Source organism: Pseudomonas sp. JE3303 (genome assembly GCF_056312565.1).
This window is the reverse complement of the sequence record NZ_JBWGIF010000012.1, coordinates 129,424-152,100: the sequence shown is the minus strand read 5'-3', so window position 1 is coordinate 152,100 and position 22,677 is coordinate 129,424. Positions and strand designations below refer to the sequence as shown.

At 61.8% G+C, this 22,677-nt stretch carries 25 protein-coding genes; 15 read left to right on the top strand and 10 right to left on the bottom strand.

All coding sequences use genetic code 11. The features are described from left to right. Positions 1-5: 5 nt before the first annotated feature. The 4 genes from AC0ZZU_RS18115 to AC0ZZU_RS18100 are packed head-to-tail and all read right to left on the bottom strand — an operon-like array spanning position 6 to position 6,080. Complete coding sequence (locus AC0ZZU_RS18115; protein ID WP_476342515.1) at positions 6-1,232, bottom strand: hybrid sensor histidine kinase/response regulator; 1,227 nt, start codon at positions 1,230-1,232, stop codon at positions 6-8. Then, complete coding sequence (locus AC0ZZU_RS18110) at positions 1,226-1,801, bottom strand: chemotaxis protein CheB (RefSeq protein WP_476342514.1); 576 nt, start codon at positions 1,799-1,801, stop codon at positions 1,226-1,228. The genes AC0ZZU_RS18115 and AC0ZZU_RS18110 overlap by 7 nt, the downstream gene beginning before the upstream one ends. Further along, a complete protein-coding gene (locus AC0ZZU_RS18105) occupies positions 1,798-2,619 on the bottom strand; it encodes a CheR family methyltransferase (RefSeq protein WP_476342512.1) in 822 nt (273 codons plus the stop codon). The genes AC0ZZU_RS18110 and AC0ZZU_RS18105 overlap by 4 nt, the downstream gene beginning before the upstream one ends. Beyond that, positions 2,616-6,080, bottom strand: a complete 3,465-nt coding sequence (locus tag AC0ZZU_RS18100; RefSeq protein ID WP_476342510.1) for a response regulator — start codon at positions 6,078-6,080, stop codon at positions 2,616-2,618. The genes AC0ZZU_RS18105 and AC0ZZU_RS18100 overlap by 4 nt, the downstream gene beginning before the upstream one ends. Before the next feature lie 269 nt (positions 6,081-6,349). Here AC0ZZU_RS18100 and AC0ZZU_RS18095 point away from each other — a divergent pair, with 269 nt between their 5' ends. Further along, the gene (locus AC0ZZU_RS18095) at positions 6,350-6,706 is read left to right on the top strand and encodes a response regulator (RefSeq protein ID WP_476342509.1); all 357 of its coding nucleotides are present in this window, start codon (positions 6,350-6,352) and stop codon (positions 6,704-6,706) included. Here AC0ZZU_RS18095 and cobF read toward each other — a convergent pair whose 3' ends face one another. Further along, the gene (cobF, locus tag AC0ZZU_RS18090; RefSeq protein ID WP_476342508.1) at positions 6,707-7,456 is read right to left on the bottom strand and encodes a precorrin-6A synthase (deacetylating); all 750 of its coding nucleotides are present in this window, start codon (positions 7,454-7,456) and stop codon (positions 6,707-6,709) included. A gap of 72 nt (positions 7,457-7,528) precedes the next feature. Next, entirely contained in the window at positions 7,529-8,818 is a 1,290-nt protein-coding gene (locus tag AC0ZZU_RS18085; RefSeq protein WP_476342592.1) for an OprD family porin, read from the bottom strand. A gap of 351 nt (positions 8,819-9,169) precedes the next feature. Between AC0ZZU_RS18085 and AC0ZZU_RS18080 the strand changes: the two genes are divergently transcribed. The 3 genes from AC0ZZU_RS18080 (at position 9,170) to AC0ZZU_RS18070 (ending at position 10,604) form a co-directional block, all read left to right on the top strand. Beyond that, the gene (locus AC0ZZU_RS18080; protein ID WP_476342507.1) at positions 9,170-9,529 is read left to right on the top strand and encodes a histone-like nucleoid-structuring protein, MvaT/MvaU family; all 360 of its coding nucleotides are present in this window, start codon (positions 9,170-9,172) and stop codon (positions 9,527-9,529) included. A 219-nt stretch (positions 9,530-9,748) separates the two neighbouring features. Then, positions 9,749-10,270: a lactoylglutathione lyase gene (gloA, locus tag AC0ZZU_RS18075; RefSeq protein WP_476342506.1), complete on the top strand. Its 522-nt coding sequence runs from the start codon at positions 9,749-9,751 to the stop codon at positions 10,268-10,270. A gap of 100 nt (positions 10,271-10,370) precedes the next feature. Next, positions 10,371-10,604, top strand: coding sequence for a hypothetical protein (locus tag AC0ZZU_RS18070; protein WP_476342505.1), 234 nt, complete (start codon positions 10,371-10,373; stop codon positions 10,602-10,604). A gap of 41 nt (positions 10,605-10,645) precedes the next feature. Here the strand turns inward: AC0ZZU_RS18070 and AC0ZZU_RS18065 are convergent, their stop codons facing one another. Further along, positions 10,646-11,464 (bottom strand): shikimate 5-dehydrogenase, encoded by an 819-nt coding sequence (locus AC0ZZU_RS18065; protein ID WP_476342503.1) that lies wholly within the window; start codon positions 11,462-11,464, stop codon positions 10,646-10,648. Between the two features lie 294 nt (positions 11,465-11,758). Here AC0ZZU_RS18065 and AC0ZZU_RS18060 point away from each other — a divergent pair, with 294 nt between their 5' ends. Next, complete coding sequence (locus AC0ZZU_RS18060) at positions 11,759-11,926, top strand: hypothetical protein (protein WP_191622512.1); 168 nt, start codon at positions 11,759-11,761, stop codon at positions 11,924-11,926. A 72-nt stretch (positions 11,927-11,998) separates the two neighbouring features. Here AC0ZZU_RS18060 and AC0ZZU_RS18055 read toward each other — a convergent pair whose 3' ends face one another. Next, positions 11,999-12,196: a hypothetical protein gene (locus AC0ZZU_RS18055; protein ID WP_476342502.1), complete on the bottom strand. Its 198-nt coding sequence runs from the start codon at positions 12,194-12,196 to the stop codon at positions 11,999-12,001. A gap of 334 nt (positions 12,197-12,530) precedes the next feature. Here AC0ZZU_RS18055 and pbpG point away from each other — a divergent pair, with 334 nt between their 5' ends. Then, a complete protein-coding gene (pbpG, locus tag AC0ZZU_RS18050) occupies positions 12,531-13,454 on the top strand; it encodes a D-alanyl-D-alanine endopeptidase (protein ID WP_476342501.1) in 924 nt (307 codons plus the stop codon). 41 nt (positions 13,455-13,495) lie between these two features. Here the strand turns inward: pbpG and AC0ZZU_RS18045 are convergent, their stop codons facing one another. After that, complete coding sequence (locus tag AC0ZZU_RS18045) at positions 13,496-13,924, bottom strand: hypothetical protein (protein WP_476342500.1); 429 nt, start codon at positions 13,922-13,924, stop codon at positions 13,496-13,498. 207 nt (positions 13,925-14,131) lie between these two features. Between AC0ZZU_RS18045 and AC0ZZU_RS18040 the strand changes: the two genes are divergently transcribed. From AC0ZZU_RS18040 to AC0ZZU_RS18000, 9 genes are all read left to right on the top strand, one after another. Continuing rightward, the gene (locus AC0ZZU_RS18040; protein ID WP_476342499.1) at positions 14,132-15,466 is read left to right on the top strand and encodes a lysine N(6)-hydroxylase/L-ornithine N(5)-oxygenase family protein; all 1,335 of its coding nucleotides are present in this window, start codon (positions 14,132-14,134) and stop codon (positions 15,464-15,466) included. Between the two features lie 188 nt (positions 15,467-15,654). Further along, positions 15,655-16,854, top strand: coding sequence for a PepSY-associated TM helix domain-containing protein (locus AC0ZZU_RS18035; protein ID WP_476342498.1), 1,200 nt, complete (start codon positions 15,655-15,657; stop codon positions 16,852-16,854). Further along, on the top strand, positions 16,851-17,390 hold the full coding sequence (locus AC0ZZU_RS18030) for a thiamine pyrophosphate-binding protein (protein WP_476342497.1): 540 nt from the start codon (positions 16,851-16,853) through the stop codon (positions 17,388-17,390). Before AC0ZZU_RS18035 ends, AC0ZZU_RS18030 begins: the two co-directional genes overlap by 4 nt. Next, positions 17,387-17,707, top strand: coding sequence for a hypothetical protein (locus AC0ZZU_RS18025; protein ID WP_476342496.1), 321 nt, complete (start codon positions 17,387-17,389; stop codon positions 17,705-17,707). The genes AC0ZZU_RS18030 and AC0ZZU_RS18025 overlap by 4 nt, the downstream gene beginning before the upstream one ends. Continuing rightward, positions 17,704-18,273 carry a DUF6162 family protein gene (locus AC0ZZU_RS18020; protein ID WP_476342495.1) on the top strand — a complete coding sequence of 190 codons (570 nt, stop codon included), beginning with the start codon at positions 17,704-17,706 and terminating at the stop codon, positions 18,271-18,273. Before AC0ZZU_RS18025 ends, AC0ZZU_RS18020 begins: the two co-directional genes overlap by 4 nt. 14 nt (positions 18,274-18,287) lie before the next feature. Next, positions 18,288-19,205 (top strand): metal ABC transporter substrate-binding protein, encoded by a 918-nt coding sequence (locus AC0ZZU_RS18015; RefSeq protein WP_476342494.1) that lies wholly within the window; start codon positions 18,288-18,290, stop codon positions 19,203-19,205. Next, positions 19,202-19,948, top strand: coding sequence for a metal ABC transporter ATP-binding protein (locus tag AC0ZZU_RS18010; RefSeq protein ID WP_476342493.1), 747 nt, complete (start codon positions 19,202-19,204; stop codon positions 19,946-19,948). Before AC0ZZU_RS18015 ends, AC0ZZU_RS18010 begins: the two co-directional genes overlap by 4 nt. Beyond that, positions 19,948-20,847 carry a metal ABC transporter permease gene (locus AC0ZZU_RS18005; RefSeq protein WP_158458263.1) on the top strand — a complete coding sequence of 300 codons (900 nt, stop codon included), beginning with the start codon at positions 19,948-19,950 and terminating at the stop codon, positions 20,845-20,847. Before AC0ZZU_RS18010 ends, AC0ZZU_RS18005 begins: the two co-directional genes overlap by 1 nt. A gap of 2 nt (positions 20,848-20,849) precedes the next feature. Further along, positions 20,850-21,755 (top strand): metal ABC transporter substrate-binding protein, encoded by a 906-nt coding sequence (locus AC0ZZU_RS18000; RefSeq protein WP_476342590.1) that lies wholly within the window; start codon positions 20,850-20,852, stop codon positions 21,753-21,755. Positions 21,756-21,767: 12 nt separating this feature from the next. On the opposite strand, the gene AC0ZZU_RS17995 is transcribed toward AC0ZZU_RS18000, so the two are convergent. Next, positions 21,768-22,655 carry a LysR family transcriptional regulator gene (locus AC0ZZU_RS17995; protein WP_476342492.1) on the bottom strand — a complete coding sequence of 296 codons (888 nt, stop codon included), beginning with the start codon at positions 22,653-22,655 and terminating at the stop codon, positions 21,768-21,770. Positions 22,656-22,677: the final 22 nt, after the last annotated feature.

The following is a 22,677-nucleotide window of genomic DNA, read 5'->3' as shown; positions in this document are numbered from 1 at the left end:
CGGGCTCACGCAGAGGTTGCCTGCTCCCGACCACTTTCTTGCAGCACCTCGGCCATGGGCAAGTGGACACTGAAGGTCGAACCCTTGCCCTCTTCACTTTCGACGCGGATTTCGCCGTCGTGCGCCAATACGATCTGCTCCGATATATAAAGCCCAAGACCAAGCCCTGCGCTCACCTGATGCGCCGCCACGCGCTCGAACTGCTGGAAGATTCGCTGCTGGTTGTGCGAGCTGATGCCGATGCCCTGGTCCTGCACCTGTATACAGGCCATGTTGGCCTGCGCGAACACCCGCACCTTGACCGGCTGCTTCTCGCCATAGCGCAGGGCGTTGCTGAGCAAGTTGGCAATGACCTGCTCGATACGGAACTCGTCCCACTCTCCGTGGAGCGTTTCACAACGTTCGAGCTCGATCACCGAGGCCGAAGCGGCTGCCTGATTCGCGAAGTTCTCCACCAGCCCTTTTACCAGCGGGCCCAGGTCGAATCGCTTGGGCCGGATCGACAGCTTGCCGGTACGAATACGCGACACATCGAGCATGTCTTCGATAAGGCGGATGAGACTGTTGATCTGGCGCTCGTCACGCTCGACCATCGCGCGCATCTTGTCGAGGGTAAAGGCTTCGGCGTTGTCACGCGCCAGGTGCATCTTGCGCAACTGGGTTTCAAGGATCAGGCCATTGAGCGGTGTGCGCACTTCATGCGAGACAATCGACATGAAGTCATCGCGCATGCGCACGGCATGCTCAAGCTCGCTGCGTGCCACCTGCAACTGCCCCAGCAGCTGTTCCTGTTCCTGGCGGCTGCGCTCCAGGGCCTCAAGCTGCTGAGCAAGCGTCTTGCGTTGGCGATACAGGTCGACAAATACCGACACCTTGCTCTTGACCGCATGGTTATCCAGCGGCTTGTGCAGAAAGTCCACCGCGCCGCTCTCGTAGCCTTTGAAGGCGTAGTTCAGTTCGCGGCCCGCGGCACTGACAAACACGATCGGAATGTTCTTGGTCTTCTCGGTACCGCGCATCAGTTCGGCAAGCTCGAAGCCGTTCATGCCAGGCATCTGCACGTCGAGAATGGCCAGCGCGAACTCGTGCTCGAGCAGCAGGGACAACGCCGCCTCGGCGCAATTGGCCTTGTGCACCTCGCGGTCGGCTCCCTGGATCAGCGCATCAAGCGCCAGCAGGTTTTCCGGCAGGTCATCGACGATCAGCAGTTTGGCTGGGATAGGGCTTAGCATTCACTGGGTTCCAAAGTGGCGAGCAATTGCCCGATACCGCTCAGAGAAAGTATATGGTCTGGCTGGTGCAAGGCCAGTGCGGCCTCCGGCATCAGCGCAACCTGTGCTTCGCGGGGGTCCTGGACCACGGTCCGGCCTCCGCTTTGTTTGATATAGGCAAGGCCGCGGGCGCCATCTTCGTTGGCACCGGTCAGAAGCACACCTAACAGTTCGCGCCCAAAGGCGTCAGCCGCCGACTCGAACAGGAAATCGATCGACGGGCGGGAAAAATGCACCGGATCTTCCTGGCTCAGGGACAGCCGGCCATCGAGTTCCACCGACAGATGGTAGCCCGGGCCTGCCACATAGATCGTGCCAGGGGCAATCCGTTCCTTGTCCCTGCCCTGCACGACCGGGCGCAGCAGCTTTCGCTCCATTACCTCGGCCAGTTGACTGTCACGGCCTTCAGGCAGGTGCAGCACGCACACTACGGGAATCGCAAAGCCTGGCGGCAACGCGCCCAGCACGGTAAAAAGCGCCGCGACGCCGCCAGCGGACGCGCCGATCACCACCGCCCTGGTCCTGTTCATGACTTGCGGTAGATCCGTTCAGGTTTGACCAGGGCTTCGAACCGCTCGGCGTAGTTCGAGAAATCCAGCGTTTCCTTGCTGCCCAGGACCAGAAAACCGCGATGGCACAGGGATTCGTGGAACAGGCCGAATGCTCGGTCCTGCAGGTCCTTGTTGAAATAGATCAGCACATTGCGGCAGGAGATCAACTGGGTTTCGGAGAACACGCTGTCGGTCGCCAGGCTATGGTCGGCGAACGTCACGTTTTCGCGCAGGCTGCTGTCCATGATCGCGTTGCCGTAGGCTGCCGTGTAGTACTCGGCGAAGTCCCGGCGCCCTCCCGCCATCCGGTAGTTTTCGGCGTAGGCCTGCATGTCCTGCATCGAGTAGATACCCTGCTTGGCTTTTTCCAGCGAGCGCGGATTGATGTCGGTGGCATAGATGATCGTGCGGTCGAGCAGGCCTTCTTCACGCAGGAGGATAGCCATCGAGTACACCTCTTCCCCCGTGCTGCAGCCTGCGATCCACACCTTGACCGAGGGCCAGGTGCGCAGCAGTGGCACCACTTCCTGGCGCACGGCCAGGAAGTGGCCGGGGTCGCGGAACATCTCGCTGACCGGGATCGTCAGGTACTGCAGCAGCTGCATGAACATGCCCGGATCGTGCAGCACCCGCTCCTGCAGGGCCGACACCGTCCGGCATTCGAGCTGGCGCAGTGCATGGTGAACCCGGCGCTTTATCGAAGCACCGGAATAATCACGGAAATCGTAGCTGTACTTGAGATAGATCGCCTCGATCAACAGCCGGATCTCGATATCGATATTGGGTTGGCTAGTCAAATTCGCTCCAGTTGCGGCAGCCATACACGGATCAGCGAGAACAGGCGGTCCAGGTCGATCGGCTTGGCGAGGTAGTCATTGGCGCCGGCTTGCAGGCAGCGCTGCTGGTCATCCTTCATGGCCTTGGCGGTCACGGCGATGATCGGCAGCTTGCGCCAGCGCGGCTGCTCGCGGATCAGGCGCGTGGCCTCGTAGCCGTCCATTTCCGGCATCATCACGTCCATCAGCACCAGGTCGATGTCCTCGTGCTGCTCCAGCCGCTCGATGGCCTCGCGCCCATTGCGGCCGATCTCCACCAGTGCGCCCTTGTGCTCCAGGGCGCTGGTCAGGGCGAAGATGTTGCGCACATCGTCGTCGACCAGCAGGATCTTGCGACCCTCGAAGACCTTGTCGCGGCTGCGTGCGGTCTTGAGCATGCGCTGGCGTTCATGCGACAGCTGCGACTCGACCTTGTGCAGGAACAGCGTGACCTCGTCGAGCAGGCGCTCCGGCGAGCGGGCGCCCTTGATAATGATCGAACGCGAGTACTTGAGCAGGTCGGCCTCTTCATCACGGGTCAGGTTGCGCCCGGTGTAGACGATGACCGGCGGGAACGCCCGAATGTCCTCGGCGGTCATGCGCTTGAGCAACTCGTTGCCGAGCATGTCAGGCAGCTTGAGGTCGATGATCATGCAGTCGTAGATATTCTCGCGCAGCAGGTCCAAGGCCTCCTGGGCCATCGCCACGGCAGTGATCTCGATGTCTTCGTCACCGATCAGCAGCGCGATGCTCTCACGCTGCAGATCGTCGTCCTCCACCAGCAGGATGTGCTTGAGCTTCTGGGTCAGCTTGGCTTCCAGGCGTGCGAACACCTGCTTGAGCTCGTCGCGGCTGGTCGGCTTCACCGCGTAGCCCACGGCGCCCATGTGCATGGCCGCCTCGACCCGGTCCTCGACCGAGATGATGTGTACCGGGATATGACGGGTGGTGGCCTGCTCCTTGACGCGCTGCAGCACGGTCAACCCTGAATGGTCGGGCAGGCGCATGTCCAGCAGGATGGCGTCGGGAACATGGCTGACTGCGAGCTGGAAACCCTCGTCGGCGGCCTGGGCCACGAGGCAGCTGTAGCCCAGCTCGTGGGCCAGGTCGTACAAAATGCGAGCGAAGTTGGGTTCGTCCTCGATCACCAGAATGCAGCGGTTGCCGAATGGCGCCTTGTCGCGGTCATCCTGGAAGGTCGGCACCGCGCGAGGCAGCGGTGCCGGCGCAACGGGCAGCAGCGGCGCCGGCAACTGGAGAGCCGGGCGCTTGGGCGCCACGGGCTCCAGCTGCTCGGCAGGCGCCTCATAGCGCTCGGGCAATACCAGGCTGAACACGCTGCCTTGCCCCGGAGTGCTCTGGACGCTGATATGGCCGCCAAGCAGACGTGCCAGGTCACGGGAGATCGACAGGCCCAGCCCGGTACCGCCAAAACGGCGGTTGCTGGTGCCATCGGCCTGGTGGAACGCCTCGAAAATCACCTGCTGCTGGTCGGCGGCAATGCCGATCCCACTGTCACGCACGGTGAAGACGATGCCAGCGTCCGCCTGGTGGCTGATCTGCAGGCTGACCTGGCCACGGTCGGTGAATTTGACGGCATTGGACAGCAGATTCTTGAGGATCTGCTCCAGACGCTGGCGGTCGGTGAACAGCGAGGCCGGCATGGGTTGGTGCAGCTCCACCCTGAATTCCAGGCCCTTGTGGTTTGCCAAAGGCTCGAACATGCCCTTCAGGCCCTCGACGAGGCGCGCCAATGGCGTGTTCTCGGGGCGCATTTCGAGCTTGCCAGCCTCGACCTTGGCGATATCGAGGATATCGTTGATCAGGTTGAGCAGGTCGTTGCCGGCCGAGTAGATCGATTCGGCGAACTTTACCTGGTCGTCACTGAGGTTGCCCTGGCCATTCTCGGACAGCAGCTTGGCGAGGATCAGCGAGCTGTTGAGCGGCGTGCGCAGCTCGTGGGACATGTTGGCGAGGAATTCGGACTTGTACTTGCTCGAGCGCTCGAGATCTTCGGAGCGGGCCTGCAACTCGAGTTGGGCCTTGTTGAGTTCGCTGTTCTTGCGGTCAAGGGCGTCCGTGCGGTCGCTCAACTGCTCATTGGTCTGCTCAAGCTCTGCCTGCTGGGTCTCGAGATGCGCCTGGGATTCCTTGAGCACCCGCGACTGCTCTTCGAGCTCTTCGTTGGCGGTCTTGAGCTCTTCCTGTTGCACTTGCAGCTCTTCGTTGAGCTGCTGGGTTTCGGCGAGCACTTCCTGAAGGCGCTGACGATAGCGCGCACTCTCGATGGACATGCCAAGGTTCTCGGTGACGCGCTCCAACAGTTCGCCATCGCGGTCGTCGAGTGGACGCAGGAAACCCAGTTCCAGCACACCGTTGACCTGCCCGTCGTCGCGCGACGGCATCAGCAGTGCTCCTCGCGGCAGCCCGGAACCCAGACCGGTGCTGAAGGCAAAGTAATCTTCGGGCAAGTGCTCCAGGCGCAGCAGACGGTTCTGCTTCATGGCTTCGGCCAGCAGCCCTTCCTGGCTGCCCACCTGGACACGGGCCTGGGCGTCGGAATCAAGGCCATAAGTGGCGACCCGCTGCAGGTGACCATGTGCGTCACGCACATACAACGCCCCCACCACGCTGCCCAGATACCCCGCGAAAAAGCGCAGGATGTTTTGCCCGAGCATCGGCAGACTCAACTGCCCCAGTACCTGCTCGGCCAGCTGGGTCTGGCCGTTACGCAGCCAGGCCTGGTATTCCAGCCGCTCGGCCGCGCGTTGCTGGGCTTCCAGATTTTCCATGTAGCTGGCAGACAGCAGCATCAGGTCGCGTCGGCCGCGATAGGCGAGCAAGGCGCTCAGCGCGATGACCAGCAGCACGAATGACGTGATGAGGAGGATGGTGTTGCTGCGCACTTTTTCGTTGCGCGCCATGCGCAGTTGCTGCTCGGTGGCAACGAAACCATCGAACTCCTGGCGGATTTCATCGGTGAGCCGCTTGCCCCGGCCATTGCGGATCGGCGCCTCGGCGTCGCCCCCGCTGCGCCGCAGCGCGATCATGTCGCCGCCAAAGTTGTTCCACTCGCGCTGCAGGGCGGTCAGCCGGTCGATCCGGTCGACCTGCTGAGGGTTGTCCTCGACCAGCTCGCGAAGCCCCTGCAGCCCACTGAATACACGCGGCTTTGCAATTTCATAAGGATCGAGAAACCGCTCGTCGCCGGTCAACAGGAACCCGCGCATGCCGGTTTCCATGTCGATGGTCAGCTTGACCGCCTCATTGGCGTTGCCGATCACCCGGTCGGTATGTTCGACCCACTGCATGGCGGAGAGCAGATAGTTGATCACCGCGATGAAAGCGACGGCACTGAGCAGGCCCACTCCCAACGGGAGGCCAATGTTGCGGCTCAGCAGCCGACGAAAGCTTTGCTGATCCAGGGAAGCTGCTTGAATCATCTGAAGACGCCCGAACAAAATGGTCCATCGAAGCAATGTGGTGGATTCTTCGCAGGCTCGCGATCGATTCTGCTGCACCACTTTGAGGTTTTACGTGAGTTTACCTGCCTTTATCCCCGAGGCAGAGCGCTTAGCCAGTATTTGAATATGCTGTGGCGCAATCGTTCCATCGAGATTCACAGATCGTTATCCTGTAGGTGGGCGGCAGGGAACTTTCATCCGGCCTTTGCCCACAGAGTAGAAATCAATCCCTGAACAGGACCCGAAACATGCACCTTCTGGTAGTCGAAGACGACGACATCGTCCGTATGCTGATGGTCGAAGTGCTCGACGAATTGGGCCATACGGCCAGCGAAGCGGCGGATGCTGGCGCCGCACTGGAGATCCTCAAGGACCCGTCCATCGCACTGGACCTGATGATGACCGACGTAGGGCTTCCCGATATGCCCGGCGACCAGCTCGCGGCTGAAGCCCGCAAGTTGCGCCCGCGCTTGCCTATCCTGTTTGCCAGTGGCTATGCCGAGAACGTCAATGTGTCCGAGGGGATGTACTCGATCGGCAAGCCGTTCAGCATCGACCAGCTGCGGGAGAAGGTCGAAAGCATTCTCGACAAGCATCGGGCATGACTACACCGGGCGTCGCAGCAGATAGGTATCCATGATCCAGCCCTTGCGCTCGCGGGCCGTCCTGCGCAGTTCGAGGATCTGATTCCTGACAGCGTGAAGAGGCCCGGCGACCAGGATCTCGTCCTGCGTGCCGAGGTAGGCGCCCCAGTAGATCAGCAGATCGGGATCCTCTAGACGGGCAAAGGCGCATTGCCCGTCGAGCATCACCACCACATTGTCGATCCGTGACTGCTCGGACAGCTGACGGCCGGGAAGCACGGTCAGCGGCTCGCCAATACGGTTGAGCGCGATCTGATGCCGTGCCGCAAGGGCCTGCACGCTGCTGATGCCGGGAATCACTTCAAGACTCAAGTCCATGCCGCTCTCCCGGACCAGATCAAGAATGCGCAAGGTGCTGTCGTAAAGCCCAGGCTCACCCCATATCAGAAAGGCGCCTATGTCCTGAGGCTGCAGTTCGTCTTGCAGCAGACGGGCATACAGGGCGGCGCGCCGACGGTGCCAATCCTGCACCGAGCCGACATAATCACCGCCGACAGCTTCACGCTGGGGATCCTCTACCTGTACCAGACGGTACCTGTCCGACACGACATAGCGCTCGAGAATAGACTTGCGCAGGCCAATCAGCTCGTCTTTGTCCACGCCTTTGTCGAGTAGAAAGAATACCGTCGCACGCTGGAGTGCATCCACCGCCTGATAGGTGATCTGGCGAGGGTCGCCCGGTCCTATGCCAATAAGCAGCAGCTGTCTCACGCTTGCCTCCGTAGGGATCCGCCTGGCCAGCAATAATGGTGTTGAGGATAGCGCGGCAGGGCCGTCTACGGCTTACAACACCGAGAAGTTGTAGCTGACAATCACACGCGTCTCGTCCATGTCACGCGCCCATTTTTCATAGTTGCTGCGATAGGTCGAGTTGCGAAGCCGTACACTCACGTCCTTGAAGCTGCCGCCCTGCACTTGATAACGCAGTTCGGAATCTCGCTCCCATTCCTTGCCTTCGGCATCGCTGCCCGGAACCTTGATGTGATCACCGTTGATGTAGCGGGTGAAGAATGTCAATCCCGGGACACCGAGCCCTTTGAAGTCGTAATCGTACCTCACCTGCCAGGAACGCTCCTGGGCGGCGGCGAAGTCGTTGACCTGGGCATAGTTGACCAGATACGGGTTGGTGCCATCCAGGTATGGCATGGCGCTTTCGCCGTACATGCGCTGCCAGCCGGCGCTGAGCTTGTGGCCCCCGAGGCTGTAGCCGAACATGCCGCTGAAGGCGCGATGGTCGATTTCGCCCGCGCGGGCATTGCCGATGTCGTCACTCTTGATGAGGCGCAAGTCGGCCGAGAGACTGCCGACAGGCAGAGGCTGGCTGGCCACCAGGCCCAGGAAGTGCTGGCGATAGATGTTTTCCAGCTTGGATACCTGATACTGGGCGCTCAGGCGCTCGTTGAAGCGGTAGTCGAATCCGCCCAGGTCAAAGTGATCGGCAGTGGTGTCACATGCGTAGCGCTTGTTCTTGCAATGAACACGAATGTCCTGGCTGTCAGTCGAGTCCCGGGCGGTGTATTTATCCAGGCGCGCCAGGCTGAACTTCCAATCCTTGATTTCCTCGGACGTCAGCATCGCCCCATGGAACATGGTGGGAAGCAAGCGCCCGTCGTTGTATTTGAGCAACGGTACATCCGGCATCATGGCGCCGTATTTTATAACTGTTCGCGATATACGCATCTTGGCAGCCACGCCTAGCTTTGCGTATTGGTCGACTGATCGACGGGGGTCATGGCCGGAAGATGGCAGCAACCCGCTATTGCTGTCCGCAGGACTGGAGTCCAGTTTAAGTCCGAGCATACCCAGTGCGTCGATACCAAAACCTACCGGGCCTTGGGTGTAGCCAGATTGAACATTCAGTATGAAACCCTGCGCCCACTCTTCTCGCTTGGAAGCGCCTTGGCTTGAACTGCTATTACCGTCTCGGAAGTCTCGGTTGAAATAGACATTTCGTGTTTCGAGCTTGGCACTGCTGTCTTCAACGAAACCAGCGGCGTGAACGGAGAAGGCGCTACTCATCGCAAGCAGACCGGCAAGACTGCGGCCGGTTGCCAGGGGGAAAGGGGAAAACATGAATACATCCGAAAAAGAAGGGGCACTAAACAAATCGGTACCGTGGCACCGTGACTGCGCAGGCACCAGGCAAACGCCTGGCGAGGCCGTGCGATTATCGCGCAGCGCCTCTGCGGCGGGCCATTGGACCATGGTCTAAAGGTCCCTGAGGGTGTCTGCGACCTGCTTCCAAAGTAATTGCCCAGACGGCCATAAGTTCCGCCAGGAGGGCGTTGAGTTTATTGTTTACCGGCACTGTAACGGCAACTACACTTACTTTCAGCAATCCGCCGTATCCACCCTGTGGCCGCAGTAATTCCGTCCACCGTGTTCCCAGCCGCGCGCCACTTAGCACTTACAGGAGTGATGAAAGTGTCCAGACTTGCAGAGTTTCGTGCTGCCGAAAAAGCCCTTCAAGAGCAGATGGCGCAACTGGAGGTGTTGAAAAAGGATACCGGCCTCAAGCGCGAAATCGAATTTGAGCAGAAACTGCTTGGACTGATGAAAACCTACGACAAGGGTTTGCGCGAGATTATTGCCATCCTTGATCCCAAGGCCGTGTCGCGCAAGCCGGCCAGCGCGCCGAAACAGCGTCGGGCGCGCGTCGTCAAAGTCTACGAGAACCCGCACACCGGTGAACGGATCGAAACCAAGGGCGGTAATCACAGGGGACTCAAAGCATGGAAACAGGAATATGGAGCTGGCACCGTCGACAGTTGGTTACGCCAATGAATAATGAACATGAACTTCACGCTTTTTTCACATCGACTGGTAGAAGATCAAACCAGCTAAAGGATTAGCGCCCCATCTGGCCCGCTTCGGCGGGCTTCTAATTCAAACGCCCTGCTCCTGCAGGGCGTTTTTATTTGCGCAATCGGTTCAGTTCCGTATCATGGTCCGCCTGTCACCCCGCTGGCGCCGTGGGCGCCGGCCCCTGTTTCTGGAGTGCCCATGAGCCTGCAAAATCTTCAAGCCCTGCCTGGCGTCACCGCGCAGCCGGATGCCGCAACCGCCAACTTCGTTTTCAACCACACCATGTTGCGGGTCAAGGACATCACCACGTCGCTCGACTTCTACACGCGCGTCCTGGGCTTCAGCCTGGTCGAAAAGCGCGACTTCCCGGAAGCGGAGTTCAGCCTGTATTTCCTCGCCCTGGTCGACCAGGCACAGATCCCTGCCGACGACGCAGCGCGCACCCAGTGGATGAAGTCGATCCCGGGCATTCTCGAGCTGACGCACAACCACGGCACAGAGAACGACGCTGAGTTTGCCTACCACAACGGCAATACTGATCCACGCGGGTTCGGCCATATCTGTATTTCGGTGCCGGACATCCGTGCGGCGTGCGAGCGTTTCGAGGCACTGGGGGTAAACTTCCAGAAACGCCTGACGGACGGTCGCATGAAGCACATCGCCTTCGTCAAGGATCCCGACGACTACTGGGTCGAGATCATCCAGCCGACCGAATTCTGACGTACCGCCCGGCCCGGCGCGCTCGTCGGGCCGGGAACTTGCTGTCGCTCGCTGTGGTATATGGAAGTAACAGCTTTCATGCCACAGCGAGGTACGGACGATGCAAACCCTTCACTGTGAATACCGCAAGCACACCATCACAGCCAATATCGTGACCCATCCTGGGTCGCCGATGCCCTTCTCGGGCGGCTGCCTGATCACCGACCCTGAAGGCCAGGTCAGCAAGCGACAGCCCTTGCCCCTCGACAGATCCCATTTTACCGACCTGGAAAATGCCCAGCATGCGTCCCTCGCCCATGGACGCTGGCTCATCGACCAGCAACTGGGCAAATAGCCGCTGCACGGTGCTCGCAGTGTGCGCGCATGCTGCGAGCCTTACCCCCGTGCGTAAGCGACCGCCGCCGCTATCTGCTCGGTAGAGGGCCGAATGCCGGTATAAAGCACGAACTGCTCGAGAGCCTGCACGGCAATCACTTCCAGCCCGGTAATCACCGGTTTGCCCAAGGACTGCGCGCACCGGATCAGCGGTGTCTGCACCGGCATCGCCACCACATCCATCACCCGCTCAGCGACGGTGATCGCCGTTTCTGAAAACGCCAGGTGCTCAGCCTCTGCTCCCCCCGCCATGCCGATCGGCGTCACGTTGATCAGCATTGGCGGACACAAGTCGCCCAGATCAGCCTGCCAGCGGTAGCCGCACAGGTCCGCCAGCTGCCGGCCGGCTTGTTCGTTGCGGGCAATGATCAGCCCCTGGCCAAATCCTGAATCACGCAAGGCGCTGGCGACCGCCTTGGCCATTCCGCCACTGCCGCGCAAGGCGAAGGCGGTTCCGGGATCCACTTGATGCTGGGCGATCAGCTGGCGCACGGCGAGATAATCGGTGTTGTATGCCTTGAGATGGCCGCCGGTATTGACCAGGGTATTGACCGATTCGATGGCGGCGGCCGACGGGTCGATCTCGTCGACCAAGGCCATGCAGGCCTCCTTGAACGGCATCGAGACCCCGCACCCGCGAATACCCAGCGCACGGATCCCGCCCACTGCGGCGGGCAGGTCCCGAGTGGTCATAGCCTTGTAGTAGTAGTCCAGGCCCAGCTGTTCATAAAGATGGTTATGGAAGCGCACCCCGAATGTACCGGGACGCCCAGCCAGGGAAATACACAGGACGGTGTCTCTACTCGGTGCCACTGACATGCTCGACTCCTTCGCAAGATTCAGGGGCAAGTATGCCTGAGTTGCCGGGATAGCCGCTTATTACCCCTTACATAACCTTTACCCAGCCTATCCACTCACTTGACGCTTTTTACGGTCAAATCCACATGTCCGAACGAGGGTCCACTGTATGGCGGCCCACACCCGGGACGCCACGGTGCATCACGCTGGCCAGCCTTACAGTTGATTAAACCGATGAACACTATTGAAGCTGTCGATTTCACACCACATCGGCTGCTGCGTAAGGTGGGTCCATGTTTCAGAGGAGAATCACTCATGGCCGCTATCAACATCATGTCCGTTATCGGCAGTGCCGTACCTGCGCAACTGCGAGAGCAGGGACTGCTGGCCTGCTGGTACTTGGTTCGCAATGGCGAACCCGTCAGCGGCCCGCTGCCTTCACTCTCCGCCGCAGAGGCCCTGGCCGCCACCTTGCTTGCCTGACCTCGCTGCTTTGCATTGCTCCCTTGCCCGCCAATTGGCGGGCTTTTTCATGGCGTCGATAACAGAGAGGAATCAGGGATGAGGATGTTCGCCTGATACAGAGTTGTTGGCGTCCACATCCGCCATCTCTTCATCGACAGGTGCATCATCGTCCTTGGCTAAAGGCTGTTCTACACCCTCATGCTTGGGATCATGGCCTGATTCGTTATCGGTGGTGCCGCCTTCCCCTTTCTGGGATATGTTGCCCGGGGCATTTTCATCAATTTCCATGCTGAGTGACCTCCGTTCGGGAGCGCGGGATATCCGTGCCTGAACATATGAGGAGAATGCGGCGCAGGGAGTGCGGCACAAGAGACGAACGGGGATTCCAATGGAGTGCTCGCAGTGGCCGATGTGATCCGACCCTGCAGCGATTGGTCCGAACTCGGCAAGCTCCAGGCACGTCCAATAGGTACTGATTGGGTACAGGATTAAATTTAATTCACACGGTGCCCTTTGTTCACAGGGCAATCGACAGGGCTTGAGCCATACTCCATCATGCAGCGGTTTTTTGGGGGAAACCCTTGCACAGCCAACGACATACCAACATTTAGTGAGCCTCAACGTGAAAACTTCCCTGTCCATACTCAGCCTGCTGCTGTTGCTCACAGGAACCGCTGCCCTACCGTCGACCGCTGCTGCAGAACCCCAGGCAAAGGTTCAACGCGATCCATCCAAGTTGCACCTTGCCTCCGGTAGCGCCTTGCTCATCGACCTGGCTACCAATAAAGAGCTCTACGCCAGCCACGCCGACCGAGTGGTGCCTATCGCGTCGGTGACCAAGCTGATGACCGCGATGGTCGTGCTGGACGCCAGACAACCGATGGACGAGATGCTCACCATGACCATCGCGGGCAATCCGGAGATGAAAGGCGTGTATTCACGGGTTCGCCTGGGCAGCCAGCTAGACCGCCGCGAGACCTTGCTGATCACCCTGATGTCCTCGGAAAACCGCGCAGCCAACAGCCTTGCCAATCACTATCCGGGCGGCTACGGCGCCTTCATCAAGGCAATGAACGCCAAGGCGCGCAGCCTGGGAATGAAGCATACCCGGTATGTCGAGCCGACCGGCCTGTCGACGCTGAACGTTTCGACCGCCCGCGATCTGGCCAAGCTGCTGCTGGCTGCGCGCAACTATCCCATGCTGAGCCAGTTGAGCACCACGCGCGAAAAGACCGTGGCCTTCCGCAAGCCCAACTACACCCTGGGCTTCCGCAATACCGACCATCTGGTCAACAAGAGCAACTGGGATATCAAGCTGACCAAGACCGGCTTCACCAATGAAGCCGGCCATTGCCTGGTATTGCTGACCCGCATGGACAACCGCCCGGTTGCCATGGTGATCCTCGATGCCTTTGGCAAGTACACCCACTTCGCCGACGCCAGCCGCATGCGCCAATGGCTGGAAACCGGCAGCGCCAAGCCGGCGCCTGGGGTGGCCATGCAATACAAGGCCGAGCGGCGTACCCGCAGCCTGGCTGCCGACTGACACCCTGGCCGCTCGCTTGCGCGGACGGCCAACCTGCTCCATCAGGCCTGGGTGTTGACGAGACCGCCTGCACTGCTGCCGCCGGTCTCGGTCAGGGCTTCGAGCAACTGGGCAGTCGCCGACTGAATCTCTCCATTGAGCGTGGCAATGCTGGCCTGCCTGGCGGCAGCTGCGGACTGCCTGGCCGTTTCGTCCAGGTTGCTGGCCGCCAGCTGCGCCAGTTGCTTCTGCTCTTCGGCCAGTTGCTTCTGGAGCTGCTTGATCGTCTCGCGCAGCTGGGTGATCTGGTCCGATTCGCTGCTCTCTTCGGTACTACCTGCCGCACTGCCTGCCGCGCCTCCTGCGCGTATGCCCGCGACATCGGCGGTGACAGCGCCCGGCTTGGTTTCTTCACTCACTGTGGCAGTCTCAGCAGGCTTGGCGGTAATGCCAGGTGGGCTGCTGATGGTCACGCTGTTGATGCCTACCATGGGTTTTTCCTTCCTCAACCGGTCCTTTAGACCGCTGTATCGGCCGTCAGCGGCGATTCTTTAGCGATATGGCACTCCTTGCCAGCCCAGGACCGGCGCAGCCGGTAGCCGGTAAATTCAGCCAGTGCCGTCTCGTTCTATGGATGTACTTGCACAGGAGCCCGCAGCCGCTGCGGCCCAGCCTTGATTACCCACGGAACCGCATCCATGAGCCAGACGCACAACCCGGAAACTATCAATGACCTGATCGGCGTGGGTTTCGGCCCGTCCAACCTGGCCTTGGCCATCGCCCTGGAGGAGCTGGCCGAAACCCATGGCCGCGCGCTTGAGGCCCTGTTCATCGACAAGCAGAGCGACTACCGCTGGCACGGCAATACGCTGGCCACCCAGAGCGAACTGCAGATCTCGTTTCTCAAGGACCTGGTGTCGTTGCGCAACCCCACCAGCCCCTACAGCTTCGTCAATTACCTGCACCAGAAACAGCGTCTGGCCGACTTCATCAACCTGGGCACTTTCTATCCCTGCCGCCTGGAGTACAACGACTACTTGCGCTGGGCTGCCGAGCATTTCGCAACCCAGGCCGTGTACGGCGAGGAAGTGGTGCGCATAGAGCCTGAAGTGCGCAACGGCAAGGTCGAGCACCTGCGCCTGGTGTCGCGCGATAGCCAAGGCCGCGAACTCAGCCGGCGCACCCGTTCGGTGGTCGTGGGCAGCGGCGGGACGCCGAAGATCCCCGAAGTATTCAGCACGCTCCGAGACGACCCGCGGGTATTCCATCACTCCCAATACCTGTGCAGCCTGGCGAAACTGCCCTGCGCCCAGGGCAAGCCGATGCGTATTGCCGTGATCGGCTCAGGGCAAAGCGCCGCCGAGGCGTTCATCGACCTCAACGACAGCTACCCATCGGTCAAGGTCGACATGGTCCTGCGCGCATCAGCCTTGAAGCCTGCCGATGACAGCCCGTTCGTCAACGAGATCTTCACGCCCGAGTACACCGACCTGGTCTTCAACCAGCCAGTGGGCGAGCGCAGCAAGCTGGTCCAGGAGTATCACAACACCAACTATTCGGTGGTCGATGTCGACCTGATCGAGCGCATCTACGGGATCCTCTATCGCCAGAAGGTCGCTCACCAGTATCGACACAATGTGCTGTGCCGACGCCAGGTCGAGACAGTCGTGTCGACCGCGCAAGGCATCGAGATGACCCTGCGCGACCTGGCCACCGGGCAGCACCAGACCCATCGCTACGATGCCGTGATCCTGGCCACCGGCTACGAGCGGCGCTCGCACCGTGACCTGCTCGCGCCCTTGCAGGGATATCTGGACGACTTCAGCGTGGACCGGAACTACCGGGTGCTCGCAAGCCCCGAGCTGCAGGCCTCGGTCTACCTGCAAGGATTCTGCGAGGCCTCCCACGGGCTGAGCGATACGCTACTCTCGGTCCTTCCCGTACGTGCGGCGGAGATCGGCCAAGCGCTCTATCACGACCTGGCCCAGCACCAGAGCCCGGCGCCAGTGAAGGCTGCGTTCGCCCGCGCCTGACAGCAAGCCAGGGGCTTCCCGCCACCCGAACCCGACCTGCATCCACCCGGTGCTGGCCGGGTTTTGGCGCTTATGAAACATTTGCTTTCATTTAAATTGGCAGGATTTGGATTCTCATTCGTCTTTACTAGTGCAGCCTCCAGGTTGAGCTTGTCCTTGACCTCAATTCTTCCAACCAAGACAGTCCCATGGCCCAACAAACGAAAAAGTCCAAATCCAGGCTATGGTTCCTGGTGCACAGCTGGCTCGCCCTGCCGATCTGGTTCTTTGTCCTCATCGTGTGCTTTACCGGCATGCTGGCGGTCGTCAGCCAGGAAATCGTCTGGCTGGCCAACCCTGACGTGCGCGCGACCAAGCCCAGTGGCGACGCCGAGCGGCTGAGTTTCCAGCAGGTGCTCGACGCGGTGCACACGGCCCAGCCCGACGTGGCGGTGCGGTCCCTCAGCCAGCCGGACGGTTCGCACTTTGCCCTGAACGTCGCCGTGACGCTGCCCGACGGTACGTCCCCGACCTTGTACGTAAACCCTTACACGGGTGTGATCCAGGGCAAGAGTCCGGACTTCAACTTCGAGGCGTTTACCCGCGCCCTCCATGGCTGGTGGCTGGTGCCGTTCACCAGCGGCTACAGCTGGGGCTGGTACCTGGTGTCGCTGCTCGGCCTGCCGATGCTGGCCTCATTGGTCACGGGGCTGGTGGTCTACAAGAAATTCTGGAAAGGCTTTTTCAAACCGGTGCGCATGGGCCATGGTTCGCGGATTTTCTGGGGGGACGTCCACCGGCTGGCGGGGGTGTGGTCGATCTGGTTCATCGCGGTGATCTCGATCACCGGCCTGTGGTTCCTGATCCAGGCCATTCTGGCTGACAACCACATCACGATCTCCACTGAACCGGTGGTACCCGTGATCGCCCGCGAGCAAGTGCCGCAGAGTGCCGACGGCTCGCCGGCGCCGCGCATCGGTCTTGATAAGGCCGTGAGCCTCGCCCAGGCGCAAATCCCCGGCCTGGACGTGAGCTTCATCTTCATGCCCTCCACTGCCTACAGCCATGTGAGCCTGAGCGGACGGGGCTGGTACCCGCTGATGTTCCAGAGCGCCAGCGTCAATCCCTACACCAGCAAGGTCGACAGCCAGTTCCTGCTGGGCGACCGCTCGGCCCTGGAGTTCGTCACCGAATCGATGCGCCCGCTGCATACCGGTGACTTCGGCGGCCTCGCGATCAAGCTGATCTGGGCCTTCTTCGGCCTGATCCTGACACTGATGGTGCTCAGCGGCCTGCTCATCTGGACCAGACGCACCGCCCAGGCCACCGCCGCTGCGCTCAAGCGCAGTGAACGCCAGCCGCGTCAGCGCCAGCCCCAGCCCCAGCCCGTCACGGAGGTCCAGCCATGAGCCAGGCCCAAGCCCTGTCCGCCAGCCCGCTCAAGCAGTTCTGGCTCAAATGGCGCTTCCACATCAACATCCTGCTGCTGCTCGTCCCGCTGGGGTTCATGCCCAAGTATTTTGCCGATGCGCGGATGTTCCGCGGCGAAGCGGGCCTTGGGGCCACGGTGGTTCACGACATCCAGGTCGGACCCTGGAGCCTTGACCTCGCCGAACTGCGCGACCAGGCCCCTCGCGCCGATGGTCCGGCGGGCTATTTCAAGACCTTCAACGCGGCCCTTTGCAAGACCTGTGACACGGGAGTCAAGGCCATCTACCTGCGTATTGGCAAGCCCCGCAGCCTGCGCGCCGCGGGCACCATCTTCTTCGGCACGCCCTATCGCATGGTCACCTCGCTTCCCGTACCGCCGCGCACCCGGCCAGATGCCGACATCTGGATCACCATCGAAGGCTGGGACGGCAGCATGCACCAGGCTTCGGTACCACTGGCCAAGGCTTCGCCGGCAACCATCGCCTGGCTCGAGACCCAAGGAGGCAAGAAATGAAATACATCCTGCGCAAGTTGACCATGCCGCTGCTGTTGCTGGCCGCAGGCCCCGCATTTGCCCATAACCCGATGTGCGAATGCGAGGCGATCGGTACCGACCAGGTCAAGTGCACCGGCGGTTTCTCCGACGGCAGCGGCGCCGCGGGCGTGACCCTCGACGTGATCGGCTACGACGAGCAGGTCCTGGTGCCGGGCAAGCTTGGGACTGACTCGAGCATGACGTTCAAGCGCCCGGACGGCGAGTTCTACGTGCTGTTCGACGCGGGCCCTGGCCATGTGGTCGAAGTCGACCACGCCGACATTGGTGAGCCATGAGCCGCGCTCAGGTGGTACGCCCGGCCGGTGCCGGGCATGAAACGTTCTACGTGCTGCTGACGAGCCTGGTGATCGTGTTGCTGGCCGCGACCGTAGTGTCGCTGCGCGGCGAGCGCGTGGACGAGGTGGCGATCGCCTCCCATCAGCTCGATGCCCGCCGTGATCTCAATGCCGCCGAACAGGGCATCTACACCGATCTGCGCGTGGCCTTCGACGAGATCCAGATGCAGCGCGAGGAAAGCGCCCTGACGCCAAGCGTCCAAGCCCTGGCCGACGAAGGCTTTCCACCCTTCGTCGTGGACGCCAGCAGCGCCAGCCGCGGAAGCCATCAATGGCAGTGGCTCGACGTGGGAGCCTACCTGGGCCAGAGCGCCGACAGCCAGGTTGCCGGCAGTTTCCTGCTGATCGTGCCGCAGGCGAGCGATGGGCAGGCCGATGTCTGGCTGCGCCGCAAAAGCGTCAGCGCACTGCCCACGGCCCTGGACGCCGACTCACTGATCACCGCCGGCTGGCAGCAGATCGCTACTCACTATGACGCCGGGGTCACCCGCCAACACCGTCACTGATACAAGGACGCCCCATGTTTCGCTCCACCCTCGCCCGCCGTGTTCTCTGCCTGCTGGTTGCTGGCGCCCTGCCCGTCCTGGCCCTGGCCGATGGCGGCAAGCCACTGCGCATTGGCATCACCCTGCATCCTTACTACAGCTATGTGAGCAATATTGTCGGCGACAAGGCCGAAGTGGTGCCGCTGATTCCCGCAGGCTTCAATCCCCATGCCTACGAACCCCGCGCCGAGGACATCAAGCGCATCGGCACGCTGGATGTCATCGTGCTCAACGGCGTCGGCCATGACGACTTTGCCGACCGCATGATCGCTGCCAGCGAAAAACCCGGCATCAAGACCATCGAGTCAAACGCCAATGTGCCGTTGCTGGCGGCCACCGGCATCGCCGCACGGGGCGCCGGCAAGGTGGTCAACCCGCATACCTTCCTGTCCATCAGCGCCAGCATCGCGCAGATCAACAACATTGCCCGTGAACTGGGCAAGATCGACCCGGAAAACGCCCGCTACTACACCCAGAACGCCCGCGCCTATGCCAAGCGCCTGCGTGCGCTGCGCGCCGAAGCGCTGGCCAAGGTCACCGAAGCACCGGGCGCGGAGTTTCGCGTGGCAACCATCCATGCAGCCTATGACTACCTGGTGCGTGAGTTCGGCCTCGAAGTCACCGCGGTAGTGGAACCTGCCCACGGCATCGAGCCCAGTCCTGCTCAACTGAAGAAAACCATCGACCAGCTCAAGTCGCTGGATGTGAAAGTGATCTTCTCGGAAATGGACTTCCCGTCTGCCTATGTCGACACCATCCAGCGCGAGTCGGGCGTGAAGATCTATCCCCTGACCCACATTTCCTACGGCGAATACACCAGGGAAAAGTACGAAGTGGAAATGAAGCGTAACCTCGACACCGTGGTCAAGGCCATCCAGGAGTCGCGCGCATGACCGCAGCAGCCAATCTTGCCGTAGCGTGCGGGCCGCGCATCGAGTTCGCGGGGATCGACCTGACACTGGGGCGCACGCGCATCCTCGAACAGGTCACCTTCGGTGTCGCCTCAGGTAGTGTGCATGCCATCGTCGGGCCCAACGGCGGCGGCAAGAGTTCGTTGATCAAGACCTTGCTTGGGCAGATGCCGCATCAGGGCCAGTTGACCTTGCATTGGCCGGGTGACGGCCAGGTAATCGGCTATGTGCCCCAGGCGCTGGAATTCGACCGTGGCCTGCCGATGACCGTGGATGATTTCATGGCCGCAATGTGCCAGAAGCGCCCAGCGTTTCTCGGCCTGTCCCGGCGTGTGACCCCAGCCATCGACGCAGCGCTGGCACGGGTAGGCATGCTCGACAAGCGCAAGCGCCGCATGGGTGCGCTGTCGGGCGGCGAGCGCCAGCGCGTGCTGCTGGCCCAGGGCCTGATTCCAGCGCCGCAGTTGCTGGTGCTGGATGAGCCGATGTCGGCGCTGGACGAAGCCGGTGCCCAGGTGTTCGAACAGTTGCTGCTTGCCTGGCGTCAAGCCGGGACCACGGTATTGTGGATCGAACACGACCTCGAAGCGGTCCTGCGCCTGGCCGACCGGGTCACCGGCCTGAGCCGCAGAGTGCTCTTCGATGCCCCGCCTGCCCAGGCACTGACTCCGGAACGCCTGCTAGGGCTGTTCTCCATCCATCCCCGCAGCGAGAGCCTGGCCTGATGACTTACGAAGCATTCCGCCTGTTGATCCAGGAATGGGCCAGCGCCGGCTACCTGCCCGAGGCCCTGGCCTACGGGTTCGTGGTCAATGCCCTGCTCGCGGGCCTGATGATCGGCCCGGTGCTCGGCGGCCTTGGTACCCTGGTGGTGGTCAAGCGATTCGCCTTCTTCTCCGAGGCCGTGGGTCATGCCGCACTGACCGGCGTGGCCATTGGTATCCTGCTGGGCGAGCCCTACACAGGCCCCTACGGCAGCCTGTTCGGCTACTGCCTGCTGTTCGGCATTCTGCTCAACTTCCTGCGCAACCGTACCGGGTTGTCGCCCGACACACTGATCGGCGTGTTTCTCTCCGTGTCGCTGGCGCTCGGTGCAAGCCTGCTGCTGATGCTGGCGGGCAAGATCAACGTGCACATCCTCGAGAACGTGCTGTTCGGCTCGGTATTGACCGTCAGCGCCCAGGACCTGCTGGTGCTGGGCATCGTCGCGCTGATGGTCCTCGGCCTGGCGCTGCCGCTGTACAACCGCATCATACTGGCCAGCTTCAACCCGCAGCTGGCGGCGGTGCGCGGCGTCGCCGTGAAGACCCTGGACTACCTGTTCGTCGTGCTGGTGACTCTGGTGACCGTGGCAGCGGTCAAGGTCATCGGCGCGATCCTGGTGGGCGCGCTGCTCGTCATCCCGGCGGCGGCCGCGCGCCTGGTCAGCCAGTCGCTCAAGGGGTTTTTCTGGGTATCCGTACTGATCGCGACACTCAGCACCCTGCTTGGCATCCTCATGCCCATCGTCTTCGACCTGCCGGTGCCGTCCGGCGCCGCGATCATCCTGGTATCGGGCTGCTGCTTCGCGCTCGCGGCGCTGGCCCGCGCCCTCGTTCCACGCCTGCAAGGAAACCCGGCATGACCCTGCGCCTGAAACACCTGACCCTTGCCTTGGCCCTTTGCGGGCTGCCGGCGGTGACTGTCGCGGCGTCGCCAGCCACCGCCATTGCGCGGGCCGATGCACCGCTGGTCCTGACCACGCTGCCGGTAACCCACAGCCTGGCCACCGCCCTGCTTGACGGTACGTCGGTGCAGCTCAAGCGCGCCGCACCCGCAAACCTGCCAGCCACGCGCCAGCCCTCGTATTTCAGCGGACGCGGTGGCGCCAGCCTGCAAAAGGCCGCAGTGCAGGCAGATGCCGTGATCGGCCTGCGTTCCATCTGGCAGGACGACCCGCTGTACCCCATGGCCCGTCGCAGCAATATCCGCATTGTCGAAATCGACGCCGCGCGCCCGGTGGATGGTGCGCTGCCGGGCATCGCGGTGCAGGGCGAAAACGCCATCGCCGCCTATCCATGGATGAATCCAACCAACCTCGGGCGCATGGCCGACGTGCTGGCCAACGACCTGGAGCGTCTGGCCCCGGCCGACAAGGCCCGGATCCAGGCCAACCTCTCAGGCATCAAGCGCCAGTTGCTGGAGCTGGCTTCCAGCAGCGAAACGCGCCTTGCCGAGGCTGACAACCTGAGCGTGGTGAATCTCTCCGACCGCCTGGGTTACCTGGCAAGCGGACTAAACCTGGACGTGGTCGACTCACCGCTGCCGCCCGAGGATAAATGGGACGATGCAGCCCTGAAGACCCTGAGCGAGACCCTCAAGCAGCAGGATGTGGCATTGGTGCTGCACCACCGCCAGCCGGATGCTGCCGTGGCCGAGGTGATCGCAGCCTCCGGCGCCAGATTGGTGGTAGTCGACAGCGAAGCGCAAGACTCCCTGGCCGGCCTCAAGGCCGGTGTCGAGCAGGTGGTGGAGGCGTTGAGCCAAGGTTGAGATCCCTGGCTGTCACCCCTGGATTTCATGTGCCTTCTGCAGGCCCGTCAGCACGTCGGCCAGCGCCTTGACCATGAGGTCGGCCGTTGGCCGGTGCACGATCACGATCTCGTAGCTGTCTACCACCGGCAGGCCCTGCTCGCTTGACAATACCCGATGCTCGCGGGTAGCCGCCCGCGGTGGCAGCAGGCTGATGCCCATGCCGTCCGCCACGGCGGCCTGGATACCGCTCAGGCTCGAGCTGGTGAAGCTGATCCGCCAGCGCCGGCCCATGCCTTCGATGGCTGTGATCATGTCTTCGCGATACAGGCCGCGCGGTGGGAACGTGACCAGGGGGATAGGGTCGAGCTCGAAGGCCGGGATCCTGGCGCTGTCGATCCACTGCAATTGTTCAGGCCAGCAAGCCACGCCTTCGCGGGTGTTGCGCCGCTGCTTCAGCAGCACCAGGTCCAGCTCGCCATTGTCGTAGCTCTGGCTCAGGTCGCGGCACAGGCCGCTGGTGACCTCGAGCTTGACCTGCGGGTGCTGACGGCTGAAGGCCGACAAGGCATTGGTCGTCCGTCCACCGACAAAGTCCTCCGGGACGCCGAGACGCACCGTGACTCCCACCATGGCGCCTGCCAGGGCCTCGAGCATCTGGTCGTTGAGCGCGAGCATGTGGCGGGCGTAGCCGAGCAGCGTCTGGCCTGCGTCGGTCGGCAAGACGTCACGGTTGCCACGCAGCAGCAGGCGATGGCCGACCATGTCCTCAAGGCGCCGGACTTTCTGGCTGACGGTGGACTGAGTGGAGTGCAGGCGGGTCGCGGCAGTGGTGAAACTGCCGCAATCGGCCACGACGACGATCGCTCGGAGGAGATCAAGGTCGAACAACGATCTATTTGGTTTTGCGATAGTGGCCATGTCGGTATTCAGGGGTGGAATG

What these genes read in the sequence shown, in the direction of transcription:
- AC0ZZU_RS18040 (WP_476342499.1), top strand. Translation starts at nt 14,132, where the DNA reads ATGAGCCAGACGCACAACCCGGAAACTATCAATGACCTGATCGGCGTG.
- AC0ZZU_RS18045 (WP_476342500.1), bottom strand. Translation starts at nt 13,924, where the DNA reads ATGGTAGGCATCAACAGCGTGACCATCAGCAGCCCACCTGGCATTACC.
- AC0ZZU_RS18070 (WP_476342505.1), top strand. Translation starts at nt 10,371, where the DNA reads ATGCAAACCCTTCACTGTGAATACCGCAAGCACACCATCACAGCCAAT.
- AC0ZZU_RS18100 (WP_476342510.1), bottom strand. Translation starts at nt 6,080, where the DNA reads ATGATTCAAGCAGCTTCCCTGGATCAGCAAAGCTTTCGTCGGCTGCTG.
- AC0ZZU_RS18030 (WP_476342497.1), top strand. Translation starts at nt 16,851, where the DNA reads ATGAGCCAGGCCCAAGCCCTGTCCGCCAGCCCGCTCAAGCAGTTCTGG.
- AC0ZZU_RS18025 (WP_476342496.1), top strand. Translation starts at nt 17,387, where the DNA reads ATGAAATACATCCTGCGCAAGTTGACCATGCCGCTGCTGTTGCTGGCC.
- AC0ZZU_RS18060 (WP_191622512.1), top strand. Translation starts at nt 11,759, where the DNA reads ATGGCCGCTATCAACATCATGTCCGTTATCGGCAGTGCCGTACCTGCG.
- AC0ZZU_RS18115 (WP_476342515.1), bottom strand. Translation starts at nt 1,232, where the DNA reads ATGCTAAGCCCTATCCCAGCCAAACTGCTGATCGTCGATGACCTGCCG.
- AC0ZZU_RS18035 (WP_476342498.1), top strand. Translation starts at nt 15,655, where the DNA reads ATGGCCCAACAAACGAAAAAGTCCAAATCCAGGCTATGGTTCCTGGTG.
- AC0ZZU_RS18020 (WP_476342495.1), top strand. Translation starts at nt 17,704, where the DNA reads ATGAGCCGCGCTCAGGTGGTACGCCCGGCCGGTGCCGGGCATGAAACG.
- AC0ZZU_RS18065 (WP_476342503.1), bottom strand. Translation starts at nt 11,464, where the DNA reads ATGTCAGTGGCACCGAGTAGAGACACCGTCCTGTGTATTTCCCTGGCT.
- AC0ZZU_RS18055 (WP_476342502.1), bottom strand. Translation starts at nt 12,196, where the DNA reads ATGGAAATTGATGAAAATGCCCCGGGCAACATATCCCAGAAAGGGGAA.
- AC0ZZU_RS18010 (WP_476342493.1), top strand. Translation starts at nt 19,202, where the DNA reads ATGACCGCAGCAGCCAATCTTGCCGTAGCGTGCGGGCCGCGCATCGAG.
- gloA (WP_476342506.1), top strand. Translation starts at nt 9,749, where the DNA reads ATGAGCCTGCAAAATCTTCAAGCCCTGCCTGGCGTCACCGCGCAGCCG.
- AC0ZZU_RS18095 (WP_476342509.1), top strand. Translation starts at nt 6,350, where the DNA reads ATGCACCTTCTGGTAGTCGAAGACGACGACATCGTCCGTATGCTGATG.
- AC0ZZU_RS18085 (WP_476342592.1), bottom strand. Translation starts at nt 8,818, where the DNA reads ATGTTTTCCCCTTTCCCCCTGGCAACCGGCCGCAGTCTTGCCGGTCTG.
- AC0ZZU_RS18015 (WP_476342494.1), top strand. Translation starts at nt 18,288, where the DNA reads ATGTTTCGCTCCACCCTCGCCCGCCGTGTTCTCTGCCTGCTGGTTGCT.
- AC0ZZU_RS18005 (WP_158458263.1), top strand. Translation starts at nt 19,948, where the DNA reads ATGACTTACGAAGCATTCCGCCTGTTGATCCAGGAATGGGCCAGCGCC.
- AC0ZZU_RS18110 (WP_476342514.1), bottom strand. Translation starts at nt 1,801, where the DNA reads ATGAACAGGACCAGGGCGGTGGTGATCGGCGCGTCCGCTGGCGGCGTC.
- AC0ZZU_RS17995 (WP_476342492.1), bottom strand. Translation starts at nt 22,655, where the DNA reads ATGGCCACTATCGCAAAACCAAATAGATCGTTGTTCGACCTTGATCTC.